Here is a 17426-nt window from a genome sequence, read left to right on the forward strand (position 1 = left end):
CAGAGCGCCGCGCCGCGACGCCGCACGAAAGGCTCACCATGAGCGACACCACCGCGAAGTCCGCCCCGGCGCGCGCCCTCAAGGGCGGGCTGCTGGCGAAGGTGCGCAACCTGCGCACCGCGCAGAAGCTGCTGGCCGGCTTCATGATCACGACCATCCTGATGATCGCCGTCGGCGTCCTCGGCATCATGCGGCTGGGCGACACCCAGCAGCGCCTCGAGACGATGTACGACCAGAACCTGCGCAACATCGAGCGGGTGGCGGTCGTCGAGGCCAGCTTCATGGAGCTGCGCCAGAAGCTGCTGTACCTCGCGATGGCCCCGACGCCCGAGGCGATGGACCCCATCCGGGCCCGCATGGACGAGCTCGACGCGCTGGTCGACGAGTCCATCGTCGACCTGAACGAGAACACCGACGACGACCTGACGGGCCTCATCGAGTCCATCGACGCCTACCAGGTGGTCCGCGACGAGAAGGCCGTGCCGCTCGCGATCGACAGCAAGTTCGCCGAGCTGTACGAGATCAACGAGGACGAGATCGCCCCGCTCGCCAGCACCATCGTCGAGTCGATCGCCGAGGTGAAGGCGTCCGAGCAGAGCGCGGCGAAGGCGTCCCTCGACGCAGCACAGTCGGCGTACTCCTCCGCCCGCACCCTCATCATCGGCCTGATCGTGGTGGCGACCGCGCTCTCGATCGGCCTGGCCCTGTGGATCGGTCGCCTGATCGCCCGCCCGCTGGCCCGCACCGTCGACGCGCTGAAGCAGCTCGCCGCCGGTCGCCTCGACCAGGAGCTGGTCGTCGAGTCCACCGACGAGGTCGGCCAGATGGGCGACGCGCTGAACGCCGCCCTGGCCTCGCTGCGCGAGTCGATGCAGAAGATCTCCGCCAACACCGGCACCCTGGCGTCGGCGTCGCAGGAGCTGTCCGCGGTGTCCGGCCAGATGTCCGGTGCCGCCCAGGAGTCCTCCAGCCAGGCCGGCCTGGTCTCCGCCGCCGCCGAGCAGGTCTCGCACAACGTGCAGACCGTCGCCACCGGCACCGAGGAGATGTCCGCCTCCATCCGCGAGATCGCCAAGAACGCCACCAGCGCCGCCCAGGTCGCAGCCCAAGCCGTCTCCGTCGCCGAGAACGCCAACCACACCGTCGGCAAGCTCGGCGAGTCCTCCGCCGAGATCGGCAACGTCATCAAGGTCATCAACTCCATCGCCGAGCAGACCAACCTCCTCGCCCTCAACGCCACCATCGAGGCCGCCCGCGCCGGCGAGGCAGGCAAGGGCTTCGCCGTCGTCGCCAACGAGGTCAAGGACCTCGCCCAGGAGACCGGCAAGGCCACCGAGGACATCGGCCGCCGCATCGAGGCCATCCAGTCCGACACCGCCGCCGCCGTCACCGCCATCACCCAGATCGCGGAGATCATCGCCGAGATCAACGACACCCAGACCACCATCGCCTCCGCCGTGGAGGAGCAGACCGCCACCGCCAACGAGATGTCGCGCAACGTCGCCGAAGCCGCCACCGGCTCCTCCGACATCGCCCAGAACATCACCGGCGTCGCCCGCTCCGCCGACGACACCACCGCCGCCGCCGGCTCCACCAGCCAGTCCGCGGAGGAGCTGTCGCGGATGGCGACGGAGATGCAGCAGCTGGTGGGCCGCTACACCTTCTGAGGTCGTCGTAGCCCGGCACCACCCAGCACCGCCCGAAGCACCCCGCAGCACCAGCAGCACCAGCAGGACCAACGGCAGGTCGGCGCCGGGACGTAAGGTCCCGGCCCGGCCTGCCGATGTGTCAGGGGACACCCCGCCCCCCACCGCACCCCCCAGGAGCACCCCATGACCGAGGCCGTCCGCGCCGGCGCCGCCGCCCGGCTGCGCAACCTCAGCACCGGACGCAAGCTGTCCCTGCTGACCGCCACCGCACTGCTCCCCGCCGCACTCGCGACGGGCGCCGCGGTGCTCGGCAACAGCGCGGTCAGCGCGGAGACCCAGGACGCCTTGGCCCTCGAGCGGGCCTCCGGCGAGCTCTTCCACCTCGACAACCGCAACAGCGAGATCAAGGCCGACGCCTACCGCGCCCTGCTGGAGGACGACCTGACGGTCGTCGTGCAGGACACCCAGGACGACGTCGCCAGCGCCGTCGAGGTGCTGGGCCTCGTCCAAGCGCTCGAGCTCCCCGACGGGATCGCCGAGCAGCTGCCCGGCGTCGAGACCGCGCTCGCGACCTACACCGGCGCGATCGAGGACTTCGTGTCGCTGGCCGTGTCCGACCGGGAGGCGGCGCTCACGCAGCAGGGCAGCGTGGCCGAGGCCAACAGCGTCCTCGACGACCTGCTCGAGGGACTGCGCACCGACATCGACGCCGAGGTCGCCGCGCACCGCGAGCAGGTCGCCGGGCTCACCCGGCAGATGCTGGTGCAGATCGGCCTGGCGCTCGTGCTCGGCCTGGTCCTCGCCCTGGTGGTCTGCGTGGCCGTCGGCCGCAGCATCACCCGCCCACTGCGCCGCACGGTCGACGTGCTCGACGCCGTCGCGGCGGGCGCGCTCGACCAGCGCCTCGAGGTCGACTCGACCGACGAGGTGGGCCGCATGGGCACGGCCCTCAACACCGCCCTCGACAAGCTGAGCGAGGCGATGCGCCGCATGTCGCAGACGTCGCACTCGCTCGCCTCCGCGTCGCAGGAGCTGTCCGCGGTGTCCGGCCAGATGTCCGGTGCCGCCCAGGAGTCCTCCAGCCAGGCCGGCCTGGTCTCCGCCGCCGCCGAGCAGGTCTCGCACAACGTGCAGACCGTCGCCACCGGCACCGAGGAGATGTCCGCCTCCATCCGCGAGATCGCCAAGAACGCCACCAGCGCCGCCCAGGTCGCAGCCCAAGCCGTCTCCGTCGCCGAGAACGCCAACCACACCGTCGGCAAGCTCGGCGAGTCCTCCGCCGAGATCGGCAACGTCATCAAGGTCATCAACTCCATCGCCGAGCAGACCAACCTCCTCGCCCTCAACGCCACCATCGAGGCCGCCCGCGCCGGCGAGGCAGGCAAGGGCTTCGCCGTCGTCGCCAACGAGGTCAAGGACCTCGCCCAGGAGACCGGCAAGGCCACCGAAGACATCGGCCGCCGCATCGAGGCCATCCAGTCCGACACCGCCGCCGCCGTCACCGCCATCACCCAGATCGCGGAGATCATCGCCGAGATCAACGACACCCAGACCACCATCGCCTCCGCCGTGGAAGAGCAGACCGCCACCGCCAACGAGATGTCGCGCAACGTCGCCGAAGCCGCCACCGGCTCCTCCGACATCGCCCAGAACATCACCGGCGTCGCCCGCTCCGCCGACGACACCACCGCCGCCGCCGGCTCCACCAGCCAGTCCGCCGAGGAGCTGTCGCGGATGGCCACCGACATGCAGCAGCTCGTCGGGCAGTTCCGCTTCTGACCTGCACGAGCCGTGCAGGGCGCCACCCCACCACGCCCCTTGTGAGGAACCCGTGAAGAAGATCCGCGTCATGGTCGTCGACGACTCCGTCGTCGTCCGCCGCCTGGTCACCGACTCGCTGTCGGCCGACCCGCGCATCGACGTGGTGGGCGTGGCGCCCAACGGCAAGGTCGCCCTGGCGAAGATCGCCCAGCTCAACCCCGACCTGATCACGCTCGACATCGAGATGCCGGTCATGGACGGCCTCGAGACGCTGCTGCACCTGCGCAAGCTCCACCCGAAGCTGCCGGTCATCATGTTCTCGACGCTGACCGAGCGCGGCGCCGCGACCACGCTCGACGCCCTCGAGCGTGGCGCCCGCGACTACGTCACGAAGCCTGCCAACGTGGGCAGCGTGGTCGAGTCGATGGCCGCGGTCCGCGCCCAGATCGTGCCGAAGATCCTGGCGCTGTGCGCGCCGCCCCCGGCGCCGGTCATCCCCGTGCGCCGACCCGTCGCGCCTGCCGCCGCGGGCACGCCCGCAGGCCGGCCCCTCGACCGCACCTCGACCCCGGTCGACGTGCTCGCCATCGGCGTCTCCACGGGCGGCCCCGACGCCCTCAGCACGGTGCTCTCGGGCCTGCCGGCCGACCTGCCGGTGCCGGTCGTGATCGTGCAGCACATGCCGCCGGTCTTCACGGCCCAGCTCGCCCAGCGCCTCGACAAGCGCTGCCCGCTCACCGTGACCGAGGCGCGCGCCGGCGACGTGGTCGTGCCCGGCCGGGTGCTGCTGGCGCCCGGCGACTTCCACATGCGGGTGCGCCGGGTCGGCGCCGGTGTCGGCGTCTCGCTCGACCAGGGCACGCCCGAGAACTACTGCCGCCCCGCGGTCGACGTGCTCTTCCGCTCGGTCGTCGAGGTGTACGGCGGGCGCACGCTCGCCGTCGTCCTCACCGGCATGGGCGCCGACGGGGCCCGCGCGAGCGCCGACGTGGTCGCTGCGGGCGGCGAGGTCTACGTGCAGGACGAGGCCAGCTCGGTCGTGTGGGGCATGCCGGGTGCCGTGGCGCGCGCGGGCCTCGCCGACCAGCAGCTGCCGCTCGGCGACGTCGCCGCGGCGATCACCACGCGCGTGCGCGCCGGCCGCGGGGGCGCCGTACCTGCCCGTGCCCTCGCCTGAGCGGACCTGACTGGTCCAGCGCAGCCCTCACCGGCGACGCTCCGTGACCTCGCGCCCCTCCCCCTCGTTGGGCATCCAGGAGCACACTGGTGCTCCGGGGCCCGGGAGAGCCCCACGACGGTGAGGGTCGTCAGGACGGGAGGGGATCGCCGTGGGCGGTCTGGTGAACATGTCGGCGGTCGGCTACGACCTGGTGCGGCTGCCCGGCGGGGCCGCCGCCGCGCGGGTGCTCGACCTCGCGGTCGCCCTGGTCGAGGACGACCTCGACCGGCTGGCGTCAGGCGTCGTGCCCCGGGCCGCCGAGCCGCACGTGCCGGCGCAGCGCGGGAGCAGCGAGCACCTGCCGCTGGCGCTGCGCCGCAGCGCCGACCTCGTCGGCGAGGGTCGCCCCGAGGAGGCCCTGGCGCTGCTCGAGGGCGTGCCGGTGCTCGGCCCCGAGGTCGTGGTCGACCTGGTGCGCGAGGAGCTGCTCGACTGGGTCGGCCGCCTGCCGGTCGACCACCTGTCCTCCGGCCTGCGCGCCACCACCGTGCTGCGCGACGCCGTCATCGCCTGCTGGGCGGGGCAGCTCGACGACCCGGCCGTCGCCCACGTGCTGGCCTACGCCGACGCACGGGCGGGCGGGCCCGACGCCGCAGGCGCGGCGCCCGGACTGGCCGAGGCTCCGGGCGGCGCGGCGGTCGTCGGCCTGCTCGACGCCGTGGCCGACCTCGACCGCGCCGGGGTGCTGGAGCTGCTCGACGCGGCCGGGGCCGCCCGGCCGGCCGGCTGGGCCCAGGCGATGCACGCCGCGACCTGGGCGGCCCACGTGACCGACCGGCTGCGGCTCGCCGCACGGGCGCAGCTGCAGGCCGTCGTCGCCGTGCGGCGCGCGCCGTTCACCACCACCGAGCTGGCCTCCGGCGGCTGGAACGCCGTCAGCGGCGCGGCTCTGGCCCTCCTGCTCGCCGACGTCCTCGACGAGGAGTCCGTGGCCCTCCTCACCGCCCCCGTCGGTCCCCTGCTCTGAGGCCTGTCGGAGTCACCGGTCGACCGGTGAGTCTGGCACTTGTGCCCCGAGAACTCGGGCCACAAGTGCAGGAGTCACCGGTCAGCCGGGGACTCCTGCAGGCCGGTCAGACGGGCAGCGGGGCGGCGACGGGCAGGCTGGGGTCGTCGAGGATGACCTGGGCCGCACGGCGGGTGACGGTGTTGAGCACCACCGGCGCGAGCAGGTTGGCGGTGGTCTCGGCCAGCGTGGCGCCGGCGGTGAGGACGACCAGGACCAGCACGTCGCCGACCGCCTCGATGCCGAGGTCGGCGACGACGTCGTCGGCGATGACCGGGGCGTAGTCGGGCCAGAAGTCGAAGGGCGGCACCACCAGGAAGCGCAGCGACTCGTCGTCGAGCGAGCGCAGCGCGCAGAGCACGCCGTCCTCGTCGAGCTGCACGAGCGCGAAGCGGCGGTGCTCGGGGAAGCCGGGCACCGGCTGCACCATCTCGATCACCGGCACGTCGGAGACCTCGGGCATCTCGCTCCTGCTCCCGGCCGCCGCGGGGGCGGGGGCCGTCGTCTGCACCATCGTCGCGATCATCGCAGGAACTCCATCAGGCTGGGCTGCATGACACGGGCCGTGGCCGCGAGCGCGGCCTGGTAGGCGACCTCCTGCAGCTGGAGGTCGACCATCGCCTTGGGCAGGTCGGTGTTCTCGACCTCGGACAGCGAGCTGACCAGGTCGACCTCGGCGTCGCGGGCGGCCTGGGCGGCCACCTCGAGGCGCGCCGAGCGGGTGCCGACGTCGGCCAGCGTCGTCGTCAGCCGGTCGAGGCCGGCGCGCATCGCGTCGCCGCCGGCGGCGATCCCGGCCGCGTCGCCGGCGCGGAGGGCGGCGGACAGCGCGGTCAGGTCGTCGAAGAGGTTGGCACCGTCGGGGCCGAAGACCGCGACGGCGTCGGTGTCGACGCGCACCTGCACGCCGTCGCCGACGGTGCGGCGCACCTGGCCGGTGTCGCCGGCGTAGAGCCCGTCCGAGTCGTAGGCGACGCCACCGGCGGTGGTGCCGCCGAAGACCGGCCGGTCGAGGTACGTCGTGTTGGCGGCGGCGAGCAGCGACGTGCGGAGCTGGTCGACCTCGGTGGCCAGCGCCTCGCGCGCGGCCGGGCCGACGCTGCCGGTGTTGGCGCCGCGGATGGCGAGCTCGCGGGCCCGGCGCACCTGGTCGGTCATGGACATCAGCGTGCTGTCGGCCTGCGCGAGCCAGCCGAGGCCGTCGTCGGCGTTGCGCGCGTGCTGCTTGGCCTCGGCGATCGAGGTGCGCATGCGCATCGCGGCCGTCGTGCCGGTCGGGTCGTCGGAGGGCCGGTTGATGATGCGGCCGGTCGTGAGGTGCTCCTGCACCTTCGACACCCGGCTCGAGGCGGTCATCATCCCGTCCAGCGAGCGCTGGGCGAGCATGTTGTGGGTGACCCGGAAGGTGCTCATCAGCTGCCCATCCGGTTGATCAGCGTGTCGAGCATGCTGTCGACCGTCGACATCACCCGCGCCGCCGCCTCGTAGGCCCGCTGGGCCTGGAGCATGGTCACCATCTCCTCGTCGAGGTTCACCCCGGAGAGCTGCTCCCGGGTGCCGTCGACCTGCTTGGTCAGGGCGTCCTGGTTCAGCGCCAGTCGCCGCACCGAGGCCACCTCGGTGCCGAGGCCGTTGATCAGCCGCTGGTAGTCCTCGCCGGCGACCTCGAGGCGACCGAGAGCGTCGGCGTTGCCGCCGTCGAGCCCGCCGCCGGGCACCGAGGAGGCCGCGACCTCGCGGACGTCGGTGATCGCGACGGCCAGCGTGCCCGCCGGGTCGTCCTCGTCGAAGGTGAACAGCGGCCCGCCTGCGACGCCGTCCTTGTCGTATCCCTGCGCGTGCTGGGCGTTGACCTCCTCGGCCAGCCGGCGCGCGACGGCGCCCAGCCCCTCGGCGTACGCCGGGAGCGTGGTGTTGAGCAGGTCGACCCGGGCTCCGGCGTCGCCCTTCAGGCCGGCGACGGGGGTCTCGACGCCGTCCAGCTCGACAGCGAGCGCGACGGGGCTGCCGTCGGCGGAGCCGTCGTCGGCGATGCCGGCCGTCACGACGAGGCGGCCCGCGTCCTTGCCGGCCACGAGCGGCACACCGCCGACCGCCATGTCGAGGCCGCCGTCGGCCCGCACGGTGGCGACCGCGCCGGTGAGCTCGGAGATCCGCATCGCCAGCGCGTCGCGGCGGTCCATCAGCACCGAGGCGTCGTCGCCGTTGAAGGTCGCGACCGCGATCGAGCGGTTGGTCGTGGCGAGGTCGGAGGCCAGGGTGTTGGCCTCGGTGACGGCCGAGGTGAGCGCGACGCGCTGCGCCGACGCCTCCGAGGCCACGTTGCGCGCCTGCACGCCGAAGGACGCGGCGAGCACGCCCGCCCGGGCGAGGAGCTGGCTGCGGGCGGCGTCGCCGCCGGGGTTGTTGGCGAGGTCGTGCCAGGCGGTGCGCAGCTCGTCCATCGCCGCGGACACGCCGTTCTCCCCGGGCTCGCCGACGCCGGTCTCGAAGCGCTGGAGCACCGAGCTGCGGACGTCGAGGTAGGTGCGGCTGCTGTGCTCCGCGCGGGCGCGCGCGTCGAGCAGCGTGTCGGACAAGCGCTCGAGGCCGAGCACCCGGACACCGTCGCCCTGGCCCTCGTAGCGCGCCCACATCGCGGTCTGGGCGGGCGCCCCGACGGCCTCCCCCGCGACGCGGCGCCGCACGTAGCCCTCGGACGAGGCGTTGGCGACGTTGCCGCTCGCCACGTCCATGACGACGCGGTTGTAGCGCAGCGCGCTCAGCGCGTTGCCGAAGGAGGAGAAGGTGCCGGCCATCGGGTCAGAGGCTCCGGTCGACCAGGCGGTGCCGCGGCGCGACCGAGGTGGCCGTGCCGTCCTGGCTGTAGCCGTCGACCGGCCCGCCGAGCGTCATGAGCGTCTCGCGGGCCGAGCGGTAGCCCGTGGTGATGAGGTCGCGGTTGGCGTCGGCGAGCGCGGTGATCTCGAGGGTCGCGGCCTGGAAGGCCTCGCGGTGGTCGTGCAGCAGCGAGCGGAAGGGCTCGTCGGCCGCGTCGGCGAGGTCGCGCAGGCTCGAGCCGGCCGGCAGCCCGACCGACGCGGCGGCCTGGTCGGCGGCGACGGCGCGCAGCACCTCGGTCTCGCGGATCGTCTCGAGCACGGCCTCGACCTCGCGCGCCGCGCGGATCAGCCAGCGCGTGCGACCGCTGGCGAGGAGCAGCTGCTCCTGCTCGAGGCGGTAGTGCAGCGTGTCGAGCAGCTCGCGCTCCCGCCACAGGACGAGCGACAGCTTCTCCATCACGGGATCGGTCCGTCCGGTCGTGTCGTCGCCCCCGGGCCGTGGTGCGGCGACGGGGACCTTGCTCCCTCCCCTTCGGCCGGCGCAGGACCCTCCTGAGTCAACTGTGCGGACCACTTCCGGGCCGTCCGGGTGGGAGGACCCGGGACCTTCGGGCCCGACCTGCCGACCGACCGGTCGGTTCTGCGCCGTTGCCCTTCGAGGCGTCCCCATCGGCACCCAAGGTGGCGACGTGAGCGAGAACGAGATGGACACCGACGCGATGATCACCAGCCACATGGCCCTGGTCGGTCACATCGTGCGCGAGACGATGGGCCGGGTGCCGGCCCACGTCAACCGCGACGACCTGACCTCTGCCGGCCTCGCCGCGCTGGTGCAGGCCGGGCACGCGTACGACGCCGCGCGCGGCGTCCCCTTCGCCCGCTACGCCGCGACCCGCATCCGCGGCGCCGTGCTCGACGAGCTGCGGTCGGTCGACTGGGCGTCGCGCTCCGTGCGCCGCCGCGCCCGCGACATCGAGGACACCAAGACCCGCCTGGCGGCCACCCTCGGTCGTGTCCCCTCCACCCAGGAGGTCGCGACCGCCTCCGGCCTGCGCGTCGAGGACGTCGCCGCCAACGAGGACGACATCGCCCGCGCCCAGGTGCTCTCGCTCCAGGGCTCGCAGGACGCCTCGCTCGACGACCTCCTCCCCAGCGGCGGCCCGAGCCCCGAGGACCTCGTCGAGCACCGCGAGCGCCTCGCCTACCTCGTGCACGCCATCGCCGAGCTGCCCGAGCGGCTGCGCACCGTGGTCCAGGAGTACTTCCTCGCCGAGCGGCCGATGGCGGAGATCGCCGACACCCTCGGCGTCTCGGAGTCGCGGGTCTCGCAGATGCGGGCCGAGGCGCTCGTGCTGCTCAAGGAGGCCATCAACCGCGAGCTCGACCCCGAGCTGGTCGCGCCCCCGGCCCGCCCCGACGGCTGCGCCGCCCGCCGCCGCGAGGCCTACTTCTCCGCCGTCGCCTCCCGTCACGCCGCCACGCTGCGCCGCCCCGCCGCCGCGGGCAGCGGCGCGCTGAACGCGACGGCCTGACGCGCCGGAAATTCCCCACCCTCTTCCCTCAGGTCCCCGGCAGGGGGGTCGATGGGAGGGGCACGGAAGCCCACGGACGGGCACCGGCACCACGACTCGACTTCCAGGAGGGAAACACCATGAGTCTCCGCATCAACCAGAACATCGACGCCTTCAACTCGTACCGCAACCTGTCGGTCACGCAGAACCAGATGTCGAAGTCGCTCGAGAAGCTGTCCAGCGGCTTCCGCATCAACCGGGCCGCGGACGACGCCGCCGGCCTGGCGATCTCCGAGGGCCTGCGCTCGCAGGTCGGCAGCCTGAAGATGGGCGTCCGCAACGCCCAGGACGGCATCTCGGTCGCCCAGACCGCCGAAGGTGCGCTCACCGAGGTCCACTCCATGCTCCAGCGCATGAACGACCTCTCGGTGCAGCACAACAACGGCACGCAGAACGACGACTCCAAGGCGGCGCTGTCGGGTGAGTTCACCCAGCTGCAGGAGGAGATCACCCGGATCACCACCAACGCCAACTTCAACGGTGTCGCCCTCTTCGGCGGCGAGGCGCTGAACTTCCAGGTCGGCTCGACCTCGGAGGACTCCATCGAGGTCTCGGCCACCGCCCTGGCGGCCGTCGACACCTCGGGCGCCTCGATCGAGGACAGCCAGTCGGTGAAGGACGCGATCACGCAGATCTCGACGCAGCGCGCCGAGCTCGGTGCGGTGCAGAACCGGTTCGAGCACACCATCAAGTCGGTGAACGTCGCCGTGGAGAACCTCTCGGCCTCCGAGAGCCGGATCCGCGACACCGACATGGCGAGCGAGATGATGAACTTCACCCGTTCGCAGATCCTCGCGCAGGCCGGCACCGCGATGCTCGCCCAGGCCAACCAGGCCCCGCAGGGCGTGCTCTCGCTGCTCCGCTGACGTCTCCTCCGTCGGCACCGGCCACCCCGGCACCGACGAGGTCGACCCAGCACCGCAGGTGGCGGGGGTGAGCACCCGCTCACCCCCGCCTCCTGCGTTCCGGCACCACCAGCACCAGACCCACCTGCACGACCTGCAGCGCCGACCGGGAGGAGGACGACGTGGCCAGCATCAGCGGACTGGGCGGCTTCGACTCCGCCTCGATCGTCGACCAGCTCATGCAGCTGGAGACGATCCCGCAGACGCGCCTCAAGACCCGGGTCACCACCGAGACCTCCCAGGTCAGCACGCTGCAGAGCATCAACGCCAAGCTCGCCGCGCTCGTCACGAAGGCCGAGGCCGCCCTCGACCCGGCGAAGTTCGGTGGGTGGGCCGCGGCGTCCACGAGCGACAAGGTGACGGTGAAGGCCGGCGGCACCGCTGCCCCCACCACGATCAGCCTGACCGTCGTGCAGACCGCGGCGTCCCACCAGCTCGGGTTCGCCGAGGCCGCGGCGGGCACCGACCTCGTCACCGGCGCCGACACCCAGGTGCGTCTCGACCTGCTCGACGGCACCACCAAGATCCTCGAGACGGGCGACGGCAGCCTGGACGGTCTGGTGGCCGCACTCAACGACCCCGACAACGCGACCGGGGTGCGGGCCACGCTCGTGAGCACGGCCGACGGTCAGCGACTGCTGGTCGAGTCGACCGCCACTGGCGAGGCCAGCGACTTCGCGCTCACCGCCCTCGACGGCGGTGCGCTGCTCGGTGGCCCCACCGTCCGAGCAGGCCGCGACGCGCTCGTCGAGCTCGGCGCCGGCATCACCGCGTCCTCCACGACGAACACCTTCAGCCAGCTCGTGGCCGGCATCGACGTCACCATCGCCCCCGACACACCCGGCAGGGCCGGCACCGCGCCCGATGACTTCCCCGGCACCCCGGCCACCCTCACCGTCGCGCGCGACGTGGCCGCGGCCGGCACGCTGGTCAAGGACCTGGTCGACGGCCTGAACGCCGTGCTGTCCGAGATGCGCACCGTCACCGCGCAGGGCGGCGGAGCCGGCAAGGCCGGCGTGCTCGCCGGCGACGCGATCGTGCGATCGGTGCAGAGCACCCTCACCGGCACCCTCTTCGGCGACGGCACCACCACGCTGGCCGACTTCGGCATCGAGCTCGACCGCAGCGGCACCTTCACCTTCGACCGCGCCGCCTTCGAGACGGCGTACGCCGCCGACCCGGCCCGCGCGGGCACCCTCGTCTCCGGTGGCTTCGCCGAGCGGGTGCGTGACGTGGCGAAGGCCGCCAGCGACAAGTACGACGGCACGATCACCACGGCCATCACCGGCCGGCAGGCCGGCATCGCCCGCCTCAACGACTCCATCGAGGCGTGGGACACCCGCCTCGAGCTGCGCCGCTCGATGCTCACGCGGCAGTTCACCGCCCTCGAGACGGCCCTGTCGCAGATGAACAGCCAGTCGAACTGGCTCGCAGGTCAGATCAGCTCCCTGCCCTCGGCAGCGGGCTGAGCCGAGGAAGCTACGGAAGGCACCTCATGATCCCCACGGCACGGAACGCCTACATGCAGAACTCCGTCAGCACCGCCAGCCCCGCCCGGCTGCTCGTGATGCTGGTCGACCGGCTGGTCCTCGACGTGCAGCGCGCGCTCGACGCCCAGCACGTCGACGACCTCCCGGAGGCCCACCGCCAGCTGCTGCACGCCCAGGACATCGTCGTGGAGCTGCGCAGCACGCTGAAGCCGGAGCTCTTCGCCGGCGGCCAGCAGCTCGCCTCGCTCTACGACTACCTCTTCAACCAGCTGGTCGCGGCCAACGTCCGCAAGGACGCGGCCCTCACCGAGCACTGCCTCGGCCTCGTGCGCGACCTCGCCGACACGTGGAAGCAGGCCGCCCTGCAGGCGGCCGCCGCCCCCACGGCCGCCTCGGCCTGAGCCGGACCCGAGCCGAGCCCGCCGTGAAGTCGACCCTGACCCCCGAGGAGCGTCAGCACCTCGCGTGGGAGACCGCGCTCGACCGCCTCGAGCTCGACGTGCTGGTCTGCGACCGGATGGCGCGACGCGGCGAGGACCCGCCGCACCTGCGCGAGTGGGACCTGCCCACCGACCTCGGACCCATCCCCGAGGACCTCCGCGAGCGCGCGCAGGCCATCCACGCCCGCCAGGCCGCGGCCCTCGAGGCGCTGGCCGGCGCCGTCGTCGACCTGCGCCGACGCCAGGAGGACGTCGACCGCGGCGGCGCGACCTACGCCGGGGCCGTCCGCGCGGCGTACGTCGACACGCACGTCTGACCGCCGTCCCGGCGCGGCCACGCGCCCGCCCGAGGACCCACCGGGACCTTCGGCCCCTTCTCCGCCCGCGGCCGCCCGGCCCGCGGCGTACGCCTCAGATCACCCGCCCCGCACCCGAAGGAGGAGTCGTGACCATCTCGACCGCGAGCTTCGAGTACGTCTCCCAGCTCGTCAAGCGGGAGACGTCGATGCTCTACGAACCGGGCAAGGAGTACCTCGTCGAGGCGCGCCTGACCCCGCTGGCCCGTGCTGCCGGCTGCGCCGACGTCGACGCCTACGTCTCCCGGCTCGCCGGGAGCCTGGTCGAGCGCCGCAAGACCCTCGACGCGCTCACGATCAACGAGACCTCGTGGTTCCGCGACAACGCGCCCTACCAGGTCTTCACCGACCACATGCTGCCGCAGCTGATCGCGGCCCGCAGCACCACGCGCCACCTCAACATCTGGTCGGCGGCGTGCTCGAGCGGGCAGGAGGCCTACAGCCTCACGATGCTGCTCGACCAGCACCTGCCGCCCGGCTGGAGCGCCTCGATCCTCGCCACCGACGTGTCGACCGCGATGCTCGAGCGCGTGCAGGCCGGCCGTTACGGCCAGGTCGAGATGAACCGCGGCATGCCCGCGGCGCAGCTGGTTCGCTACTTCTCCCGTGTCGGCACCGAGTGGGAGGTCAAGCCCGAGCTGAAGCGGATGGTGCGCACGCAGCACCTCAACCTCGCCGCGCCCTTCCCGCCGATGCCGGTCTTCGACGTGGTCTTCCTGCGCAACGTGCTCATCTACTTCGACCTGCCGACCAAGCGCGACATCCTGCGCCGCACCCGCGCCGTCGTCGCCCCCGACGCCTTCCTGCTGCTCGGCTCGTCCGAGACCACGCTCGACATGGACACCCCGTGGTCGCGCGAGCCGGTCGGCCGCGTCGCGGTGCACCGCCCGCTGCCCACCGGCGTCACCTCCGCCGCGCAGCTGCGCGCCGTCCCGCCGGCGGGCACCCCGGCCGCCGCGCCCACGAGCTCGTTCCCCGCCTCGCCCACCAGCACGCCCACCATCACGCCCACCGCCACGCGGACCGCCCTGACGGGAGCATGACCATGCACGCCTTGATCATCGACGACTCCCGGGCGATGCGGAGCATCCTGCGCCGCATCGTCACCGAGCTCGGCTTCGAGACCGCGGAGGCCGGCCACGGGCAGGAGGCCCTCGACCACCTCGAGGGCGGCCTGACCCCCGCCATCTGCCTCATCGACTGGAACATGCCGGTCATGGACGGCTACACCTTCGTGCAGAAGGTGCGCGAGCGCCCCGAGTGGCGCGACATCACCTTGATGATGGTGACCACCGAGAGCGAGCACGGCCAGATCGTGCGCGCGCTCGCGGCGGGCGCCCACGAGTACGTCATCAAGCCCTTCACCCCCGACGCCATCACCGACAAGCTGGAGATGCTCGGCCTGGTCCGGAACGGAGTGCCCGCATGAGCACCGCAGCCCCCACCCTCGACGACGTCCGCTCCCTCACCGAGGAGGTGTGGGCCAGCTTCCTCGGGGAGGCCGAGCCGCTCCTGCCCGGCGCCGGCGGTCCCACCGGCGGCTGGTCCGCCGCGATCACCGTGACCGGTGGCTGGGAGGGCATGGTGACCGTCGAGCTGACCGACCGCGTCGCCGCGGCCGTCACCCAGCAGATGCTCGGCATGGCCGAGGACGAGGTCGCCTCCGACGAGGACGTCGCCGACGCGGTCGGCGAGCTGGTCAACATGGTCGGCGGCAACGTCAAGAGCCTGATGCCCGGCCCCAGCACGCTGTCGTTGCCCGTGGTGGCCGTGGGCCGCGTCGCGCGCCCCTCCGACGCCGTCGAGGCCTGCCGCGTCGAGGCCAGCTGGCTCGGCGAGCCGGTCGTCGTCTCCGTCCACGTCTTCGGCGCGGCCGCCGCCTGAGCGCGCCCCGCCGCAGCACCACCTCCCCTGCACCGACCCACCCGAAGGACGTCCCGTGAAGATCCTCGTCGCCGACGACTCCCGCGTCATGCGCCAGATCGTCATCCGCACCCTGCGCCAGGCCGGCTTCGGCGGGCACGACGTCGTCGAGGCCGAGAACGGCCGCATCGCGATGGACGCCGTGCTGGCCGACGCCCCCGACCTCGTGCTCTCCGACTGGAACATGCCCGAGATGAACGGCATCGACTGCCTCGTCGGGCTGCGCGCCGCCGGCTGCGCCGTGCCCTTCGGCTTCGTCACCTCGGAGGGCTCCGACGACATGCGGGCCCGTGCGGCCGCGGCCGGCGCCCTCTTCCTCATCGCCAAGCCGTTCACCGCCGAGACCTTCGCCGAGGCCCTCTCGGCCGTCCTGGCACCCACCGGCTGAGGAGGTCGCCCGCTGTGTCGACCGTCCACCTCCCCGGACCCATGGAGGTCCGCGAGCTCCTCGCGGACCTCCTCGGGCGCGAGGTCACGCTCAGCACCACCTCGCCCTTCGCCCCGGGCCCCTACAACCGGGCGACGTACGGCGTGTACGTCGACGACGCGCTGCGGGTGCGGGCGCTGATCGCGCTCGACATGCCCCTCTCGGCCTACGGTGCCGCCGCGATCGGGCTGGTGCCGCCGGCCGGGGCCCTCGACGCGATGGAGGCGGGCCGACTGCCCGACACCCTGCGCGAGAACCTCTCGGAGGTCTTCAACATCGCGGCCTCGACCTTCAACGTCGCCGGGGCCGAGCACCTCCGCCTGCACGCCGTGCACCACGTCGGCGACCAGGCCCCGCACGACGTGGAGGCCCGGGCCCTGACGCTCGGCCGCCGCGAGGACCTGCGCATCGACGTCGCCGGCTACGGCGGCGGACGGCTCTCGGTCATCCTCACCTGACGCTCGCAGCTCCCCTCACCCGACCCGGGCGGCCCCACGTGGCCACCCGGGTCGTGGCGCACCCGGGTCGTGGCGCACCCAGGTCGTGGCGCACCCAGGTCGTGGCGCACCCGGGACCACCCGGTCCCGGACCAGACCGGGACCTCCGTCCCGACCTCGGACCCGATCGGCGACGACCGCCGCCGACGGCTCAGCCCGGGCGGGGCAGCGCCGAAGGGCCCCGCGAGCACGGAACGCTCACCCCCGCCGAAGGACCGGCACCCGATCTCCTCGTCATGGAGGGATGTCGTGTCCTTCGCCACCGACGGTCTGGTGACCGACGGCGTCAGCCGGGCGCTGCACAGCGCGCTCAACGGCGTCGCCCTGCGCCAGTCGACGATCGCCGACAACATCGCGAACGTCGACACCCCCGGCTACCGCGCCCGGGCCGTCGCCTTCGAGGACTCGCTGCGCTCCGCCCTGGTCTCCGGGGCGTTCGAGGTCCCGGGTGCCGACCCCGTCGTCGCGACCGCGGCCCTGACCGAGACCCCGGTGGGTCCCGACGGCAACTCCGTCGACCTGCGCAAGGAGACGCTGGCCGCCGTCCAGTCGCAGTTCCAGTACCAGATGCTGACCCGCGCGGTCTCGGACAAGTTCGACCTCGTCCGCACCGCCGTGACGGGACAGTGAGCTGACCGTGGGCGCCTTCGACTCCCTGCGCATCGCCAACTCGAGCCTCGGCATGCACCAGACCTGGCTCGACTCGCTGGCCAACAACATCTCCAACGCCAACACCGTGAAGTCCACCGACGAGGAGGCCTTCCGCTCGCAGATGGTCGTCGCCCGCGCCCGCCCCGGCGGCGGCGTCGAGGTGGCCGGCATCGCCGAGGGCGACCCCGAGGGCCGCCTCGTGCACAGCCCCGACCACCCGCTGGCCGACGCGGAGGGCTACGTGCGCTTGCCCGAGGTCGACATGGCCAGCCAGATGAGCCAGCTCGTCATGGCCCAGCGCGGCTTCCAGGCCGCGGTCCAGGTCACCAAGAACGCCCAGGAGACCTACTCCTCGGCCCTCACGATCGGACGTGCCTGATGAGCATCGGCGGCATCGAGCCGGTCGGCTTCACGCCGTACGTCCCCCCGACGGTCGCCCCGTCGGCCAGCGGCCCCGCCACCTCGGTGTCGGGCCCCTCGGCCCCCGGCGCCGCCTTCGGCGACATGGTGCTCGACGGCATCGACCGGCTCGCCGCGGTGCAGGCCAAGAGCGACGGCCTCGCCGTGCAGGCCGCGACCGGTGACCTCACCAACCTCCACGACTACACGATCGCGGCCACCGAGGCCGCCGTGACCACCCAGCTGACCGTCGCCGTCCGCAACAAGGCGGTCGAGGCGTTCAACGAGATCATGCGGATGCAGGTCTGAG

21 protein-coding genes are annotated in these 17426 nt (G+C 73.0%); 17 read left to right on the top strand and 4 right to left on the bottom strand.

The genetic code is table 11. From position 1 onward, the window contains the following. Positions 1 to 38 precede the first annotated feature (38 nt). The 4 genes from BJ989_RS18435 to BJ989_RS16720 all read left to right on the top strand — a co-directional run bounded on the left by BJ989_RS18435 (position 39) and on the right by BJ989_RS16720 (position 5596). A complete protein-coding gene (locus tag BJ989_RS18435; protein WP_179519166.1) occupies positions 39 to 1667 on the top strand; it encodes a methyl-accepting chemotaxis protein in 1629 nt (542 codons plus the stop codon). 165 nt (positions 1668 to 1832) lie between these two features. Then, the gene (locus BJ989_RS17255) at positions 1833 to 3428 is read left to right on the top strand and encodes a methyl-accepting chemotaxis protein (RefSeq protein ID WP_218848855.1); all 1596 of its coding nucleotides are present in this window, start codon (positions 1833 to 1835) and stop codon (positions 3426 to 3428) included. A gap of 52 nt (positions 3429 to 3480) precedes the next feature. Beyond that, complete coding sequence (locus tag BJ989_RS16715) at positions 3481 to 4587, top strand: protein-glutamate methylesterase/protein-glutamine glutaminase (protein ID WP_343049469.1); 1107 nt, start codon at positions 3481 to 3483, stop codon at positions 4585 to 4587. A gap of 151 nt (positions 4588 to 4738) precedes the next feature. Continuing rightward, a complete protein-coding gene (locus BJ989_RS16720; protein WP_179519167.1) occupies positions 4739 to 5596 on the top strand; it encodes a hypothetical protein in 858 nt (285 codons plus the stop codon). Positions 5597 to 5702: 106 nt separating this feature from the next. On the opposite strand, the gene fliW is transcribed toward BJ989_RS16720, so the two are convergent. The 4 genes from fliW to flgN are packed head-to-tail and all read right to left on the bottom strand — an operon-like array spanning position 5703 to position 8914. Further along, positions 5703 to 6149, bottom strand: a complete 447-nt coding sequence (fliW, locus tag BJ989_RS16725; RefSeq protein ID WP_246283460.1) for a flagellar assembly protein FliW — start codon at positions 6147 to 6149, stop codon at positions 5703 to 5705. An 8-nt stretch (positions 6150 to 6157) separates the two neighbouring features. Beyond that, a complete protein-coding gene (flgL, locus tag BJ989_RS16730) occupies positions 6158 to 7048 on the bottom strand; it encodes a flagellar hook-associated protein FlgL (RefSeq protein ID WP_179519169.1) in 891 nt (296 codons plus the stop codon). Next, the gene (gene flgK / locus BJ989_RS16735) at positions 7048 to 8433 is read right to left on the bottom strand and encodes a flagellar hook-associated protein FlgK (protein WP_179519170.1); all 1386 of its coding nucleotides are present in this window, start codon (positions 8431 to 8433) and stop codon (positions 7048 to 7050) included. The genes flgL and flgK overlap by 1 nt, the downstream gene beginning before the upstream one ends. A gap of 4 nt (positions 8434 to 8437) precedes the next feature. After that, entirely contained in the window at positions 8438 to 8914 is a 477-nt protein-coding gene (gene flgN, locus BJ989_RS16740; protein ID WP_179519171.1) for a flagellar export chaperone FlgN, read from the bottom strand. A gap of 232 nt (positions 8915 to 9146) precedes the next feature. On the opposite strand from flgN, the gene BJ989_RS16745 reads away from it, so the two are divergent. The 13 genes from BJ989_RS16745 (at position 9147) to fliE (ending at position 17425) form a co-directional block, all read left to right on the top strand. Further along, positions 9147 to 9989 (top strand): sigma-70 family RNA polymerase sigma factor, encoded by an 843-nt coding sequence (locus tag BJ989_RS16745; protein WP_343049470.1) that lies wholly within the window; start codon positions 9147 to 9149, stop codon positions 9987 to 9989. Between the two features lie 119 nt (positions 9990 to 10108). Beyond that, entirely contained in the window at positions 10109 to 10894 is a 786-nt protein-coding gene (locus tag BJ989_RS16750; protein ID WP_179519172.1) for a flagellin N-terminal helical domain-containing protein, read from the top strand. 161 nt (positions 10895 to 11055) lie between these two features. After that, complete coding sequence (gene fliD / locus BJ989_RS16755; RefSeq protein ID WP_179519173.1) at positions 11056 to 12402, top strand: flagellar filament capping protein FliD; 1347 nt, start codon at positions 11056 to 11058, stop codon at positions 12400 to 12402. A 26-nt stretch (positions 12403 to 12428) separates the two neighbouring features. Continuing rightward, positions 12429 to 12824, top strand: coding sequence for a flagellar export chaperone FliS (fliS, locus tag BJ989_RS16760; protein WP_179519174.1), 396 nt, complete (start codon positions 12429 to 12431; stop codon positions 12822 to 12824). Positions 12825 to 12847: 23 nt separating this feature from the next. Further along, a complete protein-coding gene (locus BJ989_RS16765; protein ID WP_179519175.1) occupies positions 12848 to 13180 on the top strand; it encodes a hypothetical protein in 333 nt (110 codons plus the stop codon). A 128-nt stretch (positions 13181 to 13308) separates the two neighbouring features. After that, complete coding sequence (locus tag BJ989_RS16770) at positions 13309 to 14262, top strand: CheR family methyltransferase (RefSeq protein ID WP_179519176.1); 954 nt, start codon at positions 13309 to 13311, stop codon at positions 14260 to 14262. A gap of 2 nt (positions 14263 to 14264) precedes the next feature. Beyond that, positions 14265 to 14648, top strand: a complete 384-nt coding sequence (locus BJ989_RS16775; protein WP_179519177.1) for a response regulator — start codon at positions 14265 to 14267, stop codon at positions 14646 to 14648. Further along, the gene (locus BJ989_RS16780; RefSeq protein ID WP_179519178.1) at positions 14645 to 15103 is read left to right on the top strand and encodes a chemotaxis protein CheX; all 459 of its coding nucleotides are present in this window, start codon (positions 14645 to 14647) and stop codon (positions 15101 to 15103) included. The genes BJ989_RS16775 and BJ989_RS16780 overlap by 4 nt, the downstream gene beginning before the upstream one ends. Positions 15104 to 15158: 55 nt before the next feature. Then, positions 15159 to 15530 (top strand): response regulator, encoded by a 372-nt coding sequence (locus BJ989_RS16785; protein WP_179519179.1) that lies wholly within the window; start codon positions 15159 to 15161, stop codon positions 15528 to 15530. A gap of 14 nt (positions 15531 to 15544) precedes the next feature. Beyond that, on the top strand, positions 15545 to 16027 hold the full coding sequence (locus tag BJ989_RS16790) for a hypothetical protein (protein WP_179519180.1): 483 nt from the start codon (positions 15545 to 15547) through the stop codon (positions 16025 to 16027). Between the two features lie 288 nt (positions 16028 to 16315). After that, the gene (locus BJ989_RS16795; RefSeq protein WP_179519181.1) at positions 16316 to 16696 is read left to right on the top strand and encodes a flagellar basal body protein; all 381 of its coding nucleotides are present in this window, start codon (positions 16316 to 16318) and stop codon (positions 16694 to 16696) included. 7 nt (positions 16697 to 16703) lie between these two features. After that, entirely contained in the window at positions 16704 to 17096 is a 393-nt protein-coding gene (locus tag BJ989_RS16800; protein ID WP_179519182.1) for a flagellar basal body rod C-terminal domain-containing protein, read from the top strand. Continuing rightward, entirely contained in the window at positions 17096 to 17425 is a 330-nt protein-coding gene (gene fliE / locus BJ989_RS16805; protein WP_179519183.1) for a flagellar hook-basal body complex protein FliE, read from the top strand. The genes BJ989_RS16800 and fliE overlap by 1 nt, the downstream gene beginning before the upstream one ends. Position 17426 lies beyond the last annotated feature (1 nt).

This window comes from Nocardioides perillae (assembly GCF_013409425.1).
Taxonomy (GTDB): Bacteria; Actinomycetota; Actinomycetes; order Propionibacteriales; family Nocardioidaceae; genus Nocardioides; species Nocardioides perillae.

Excerpts from the sequence above, each read along its gene's own strand:
- BJ989_RS18435 (WP_179519166.1), top strand. The coding sequence starts at position 39 with ATGAGCGACACCACCGCGAAGTCCGCCCCGGCGCGCGCCCTCAAGGGC.
- flgL (WP_179519169.1), bottom strand. The coding sequence starts at position 7,048 with ATGAGCACCTTCCGGGTCACCCACAACATGCTCGCCCAGCGCTCGCTG.
- BJ989_RS16780 (WP_179519178.1), top strand. The coding sequence starts at position 14,645 with ATGAGCACCGCAGCCCCCACCCTCGACGACGTCCGCTCCCTCACCGAG.
- flgN (WP_179519171.1), bottom strand. The coding sequence starts at position 8,914 with ATGGAGAAGCTGTCGCTCGTCCTGTGGCGGGAGCGCGAGCTGCTCGAC.
- fliS (WP_179519174.1), top strand. The coding sequence starts at position 12,429 with ATGATCCCCACGGCACGGAACGCCTACATGCAGAACTCCGTCAGCACC.
- BJ989_RS16750 (WP_179519172.1), top strand. The coding sequence starts at position 10,109 with ATGAGTCTCCGCATCAACCAGAACATCGACGCCTTCAACTCGTACCGC.
- fliW (WP_246283460.1), bottom strand. The coding sequence starts at position 6,149 with ATGGTGCAGACGACGGCCCCCGCCCCCGCGGCGGCCGGGAGCAGGAGC.
- flgK (WP_179519170.1), bottom strand. The coding sequence starts at position 8,433 with ATGGCCGGCACCTTCTCCTCCTTCGGCAACGCGCTGAGCGCGCTGCGC.
- BJ989_RS17255 (WP_218848855.1), top strand. The coding sequence starts at position 1,833 with ATGACCGAGGCCGTCCGCGCCGGCGCCGCCGCCCGGCTGCGCAACCTC.
- BJ989_RS16775 (WP_179519177.1), top strand. The coding sequence starts at position 14,265 with ATGCACGCCTTGATCATCGACGACTCCCGGGCGATGCGGAGCATCCTG.
- fliE (WP_179519183.1), top strand. The coding sequence starts at position 17,096 with ATGAGCATCGGCGGCATCGAGCCGGTCGGCTTCACGCCGTACGTCCCC.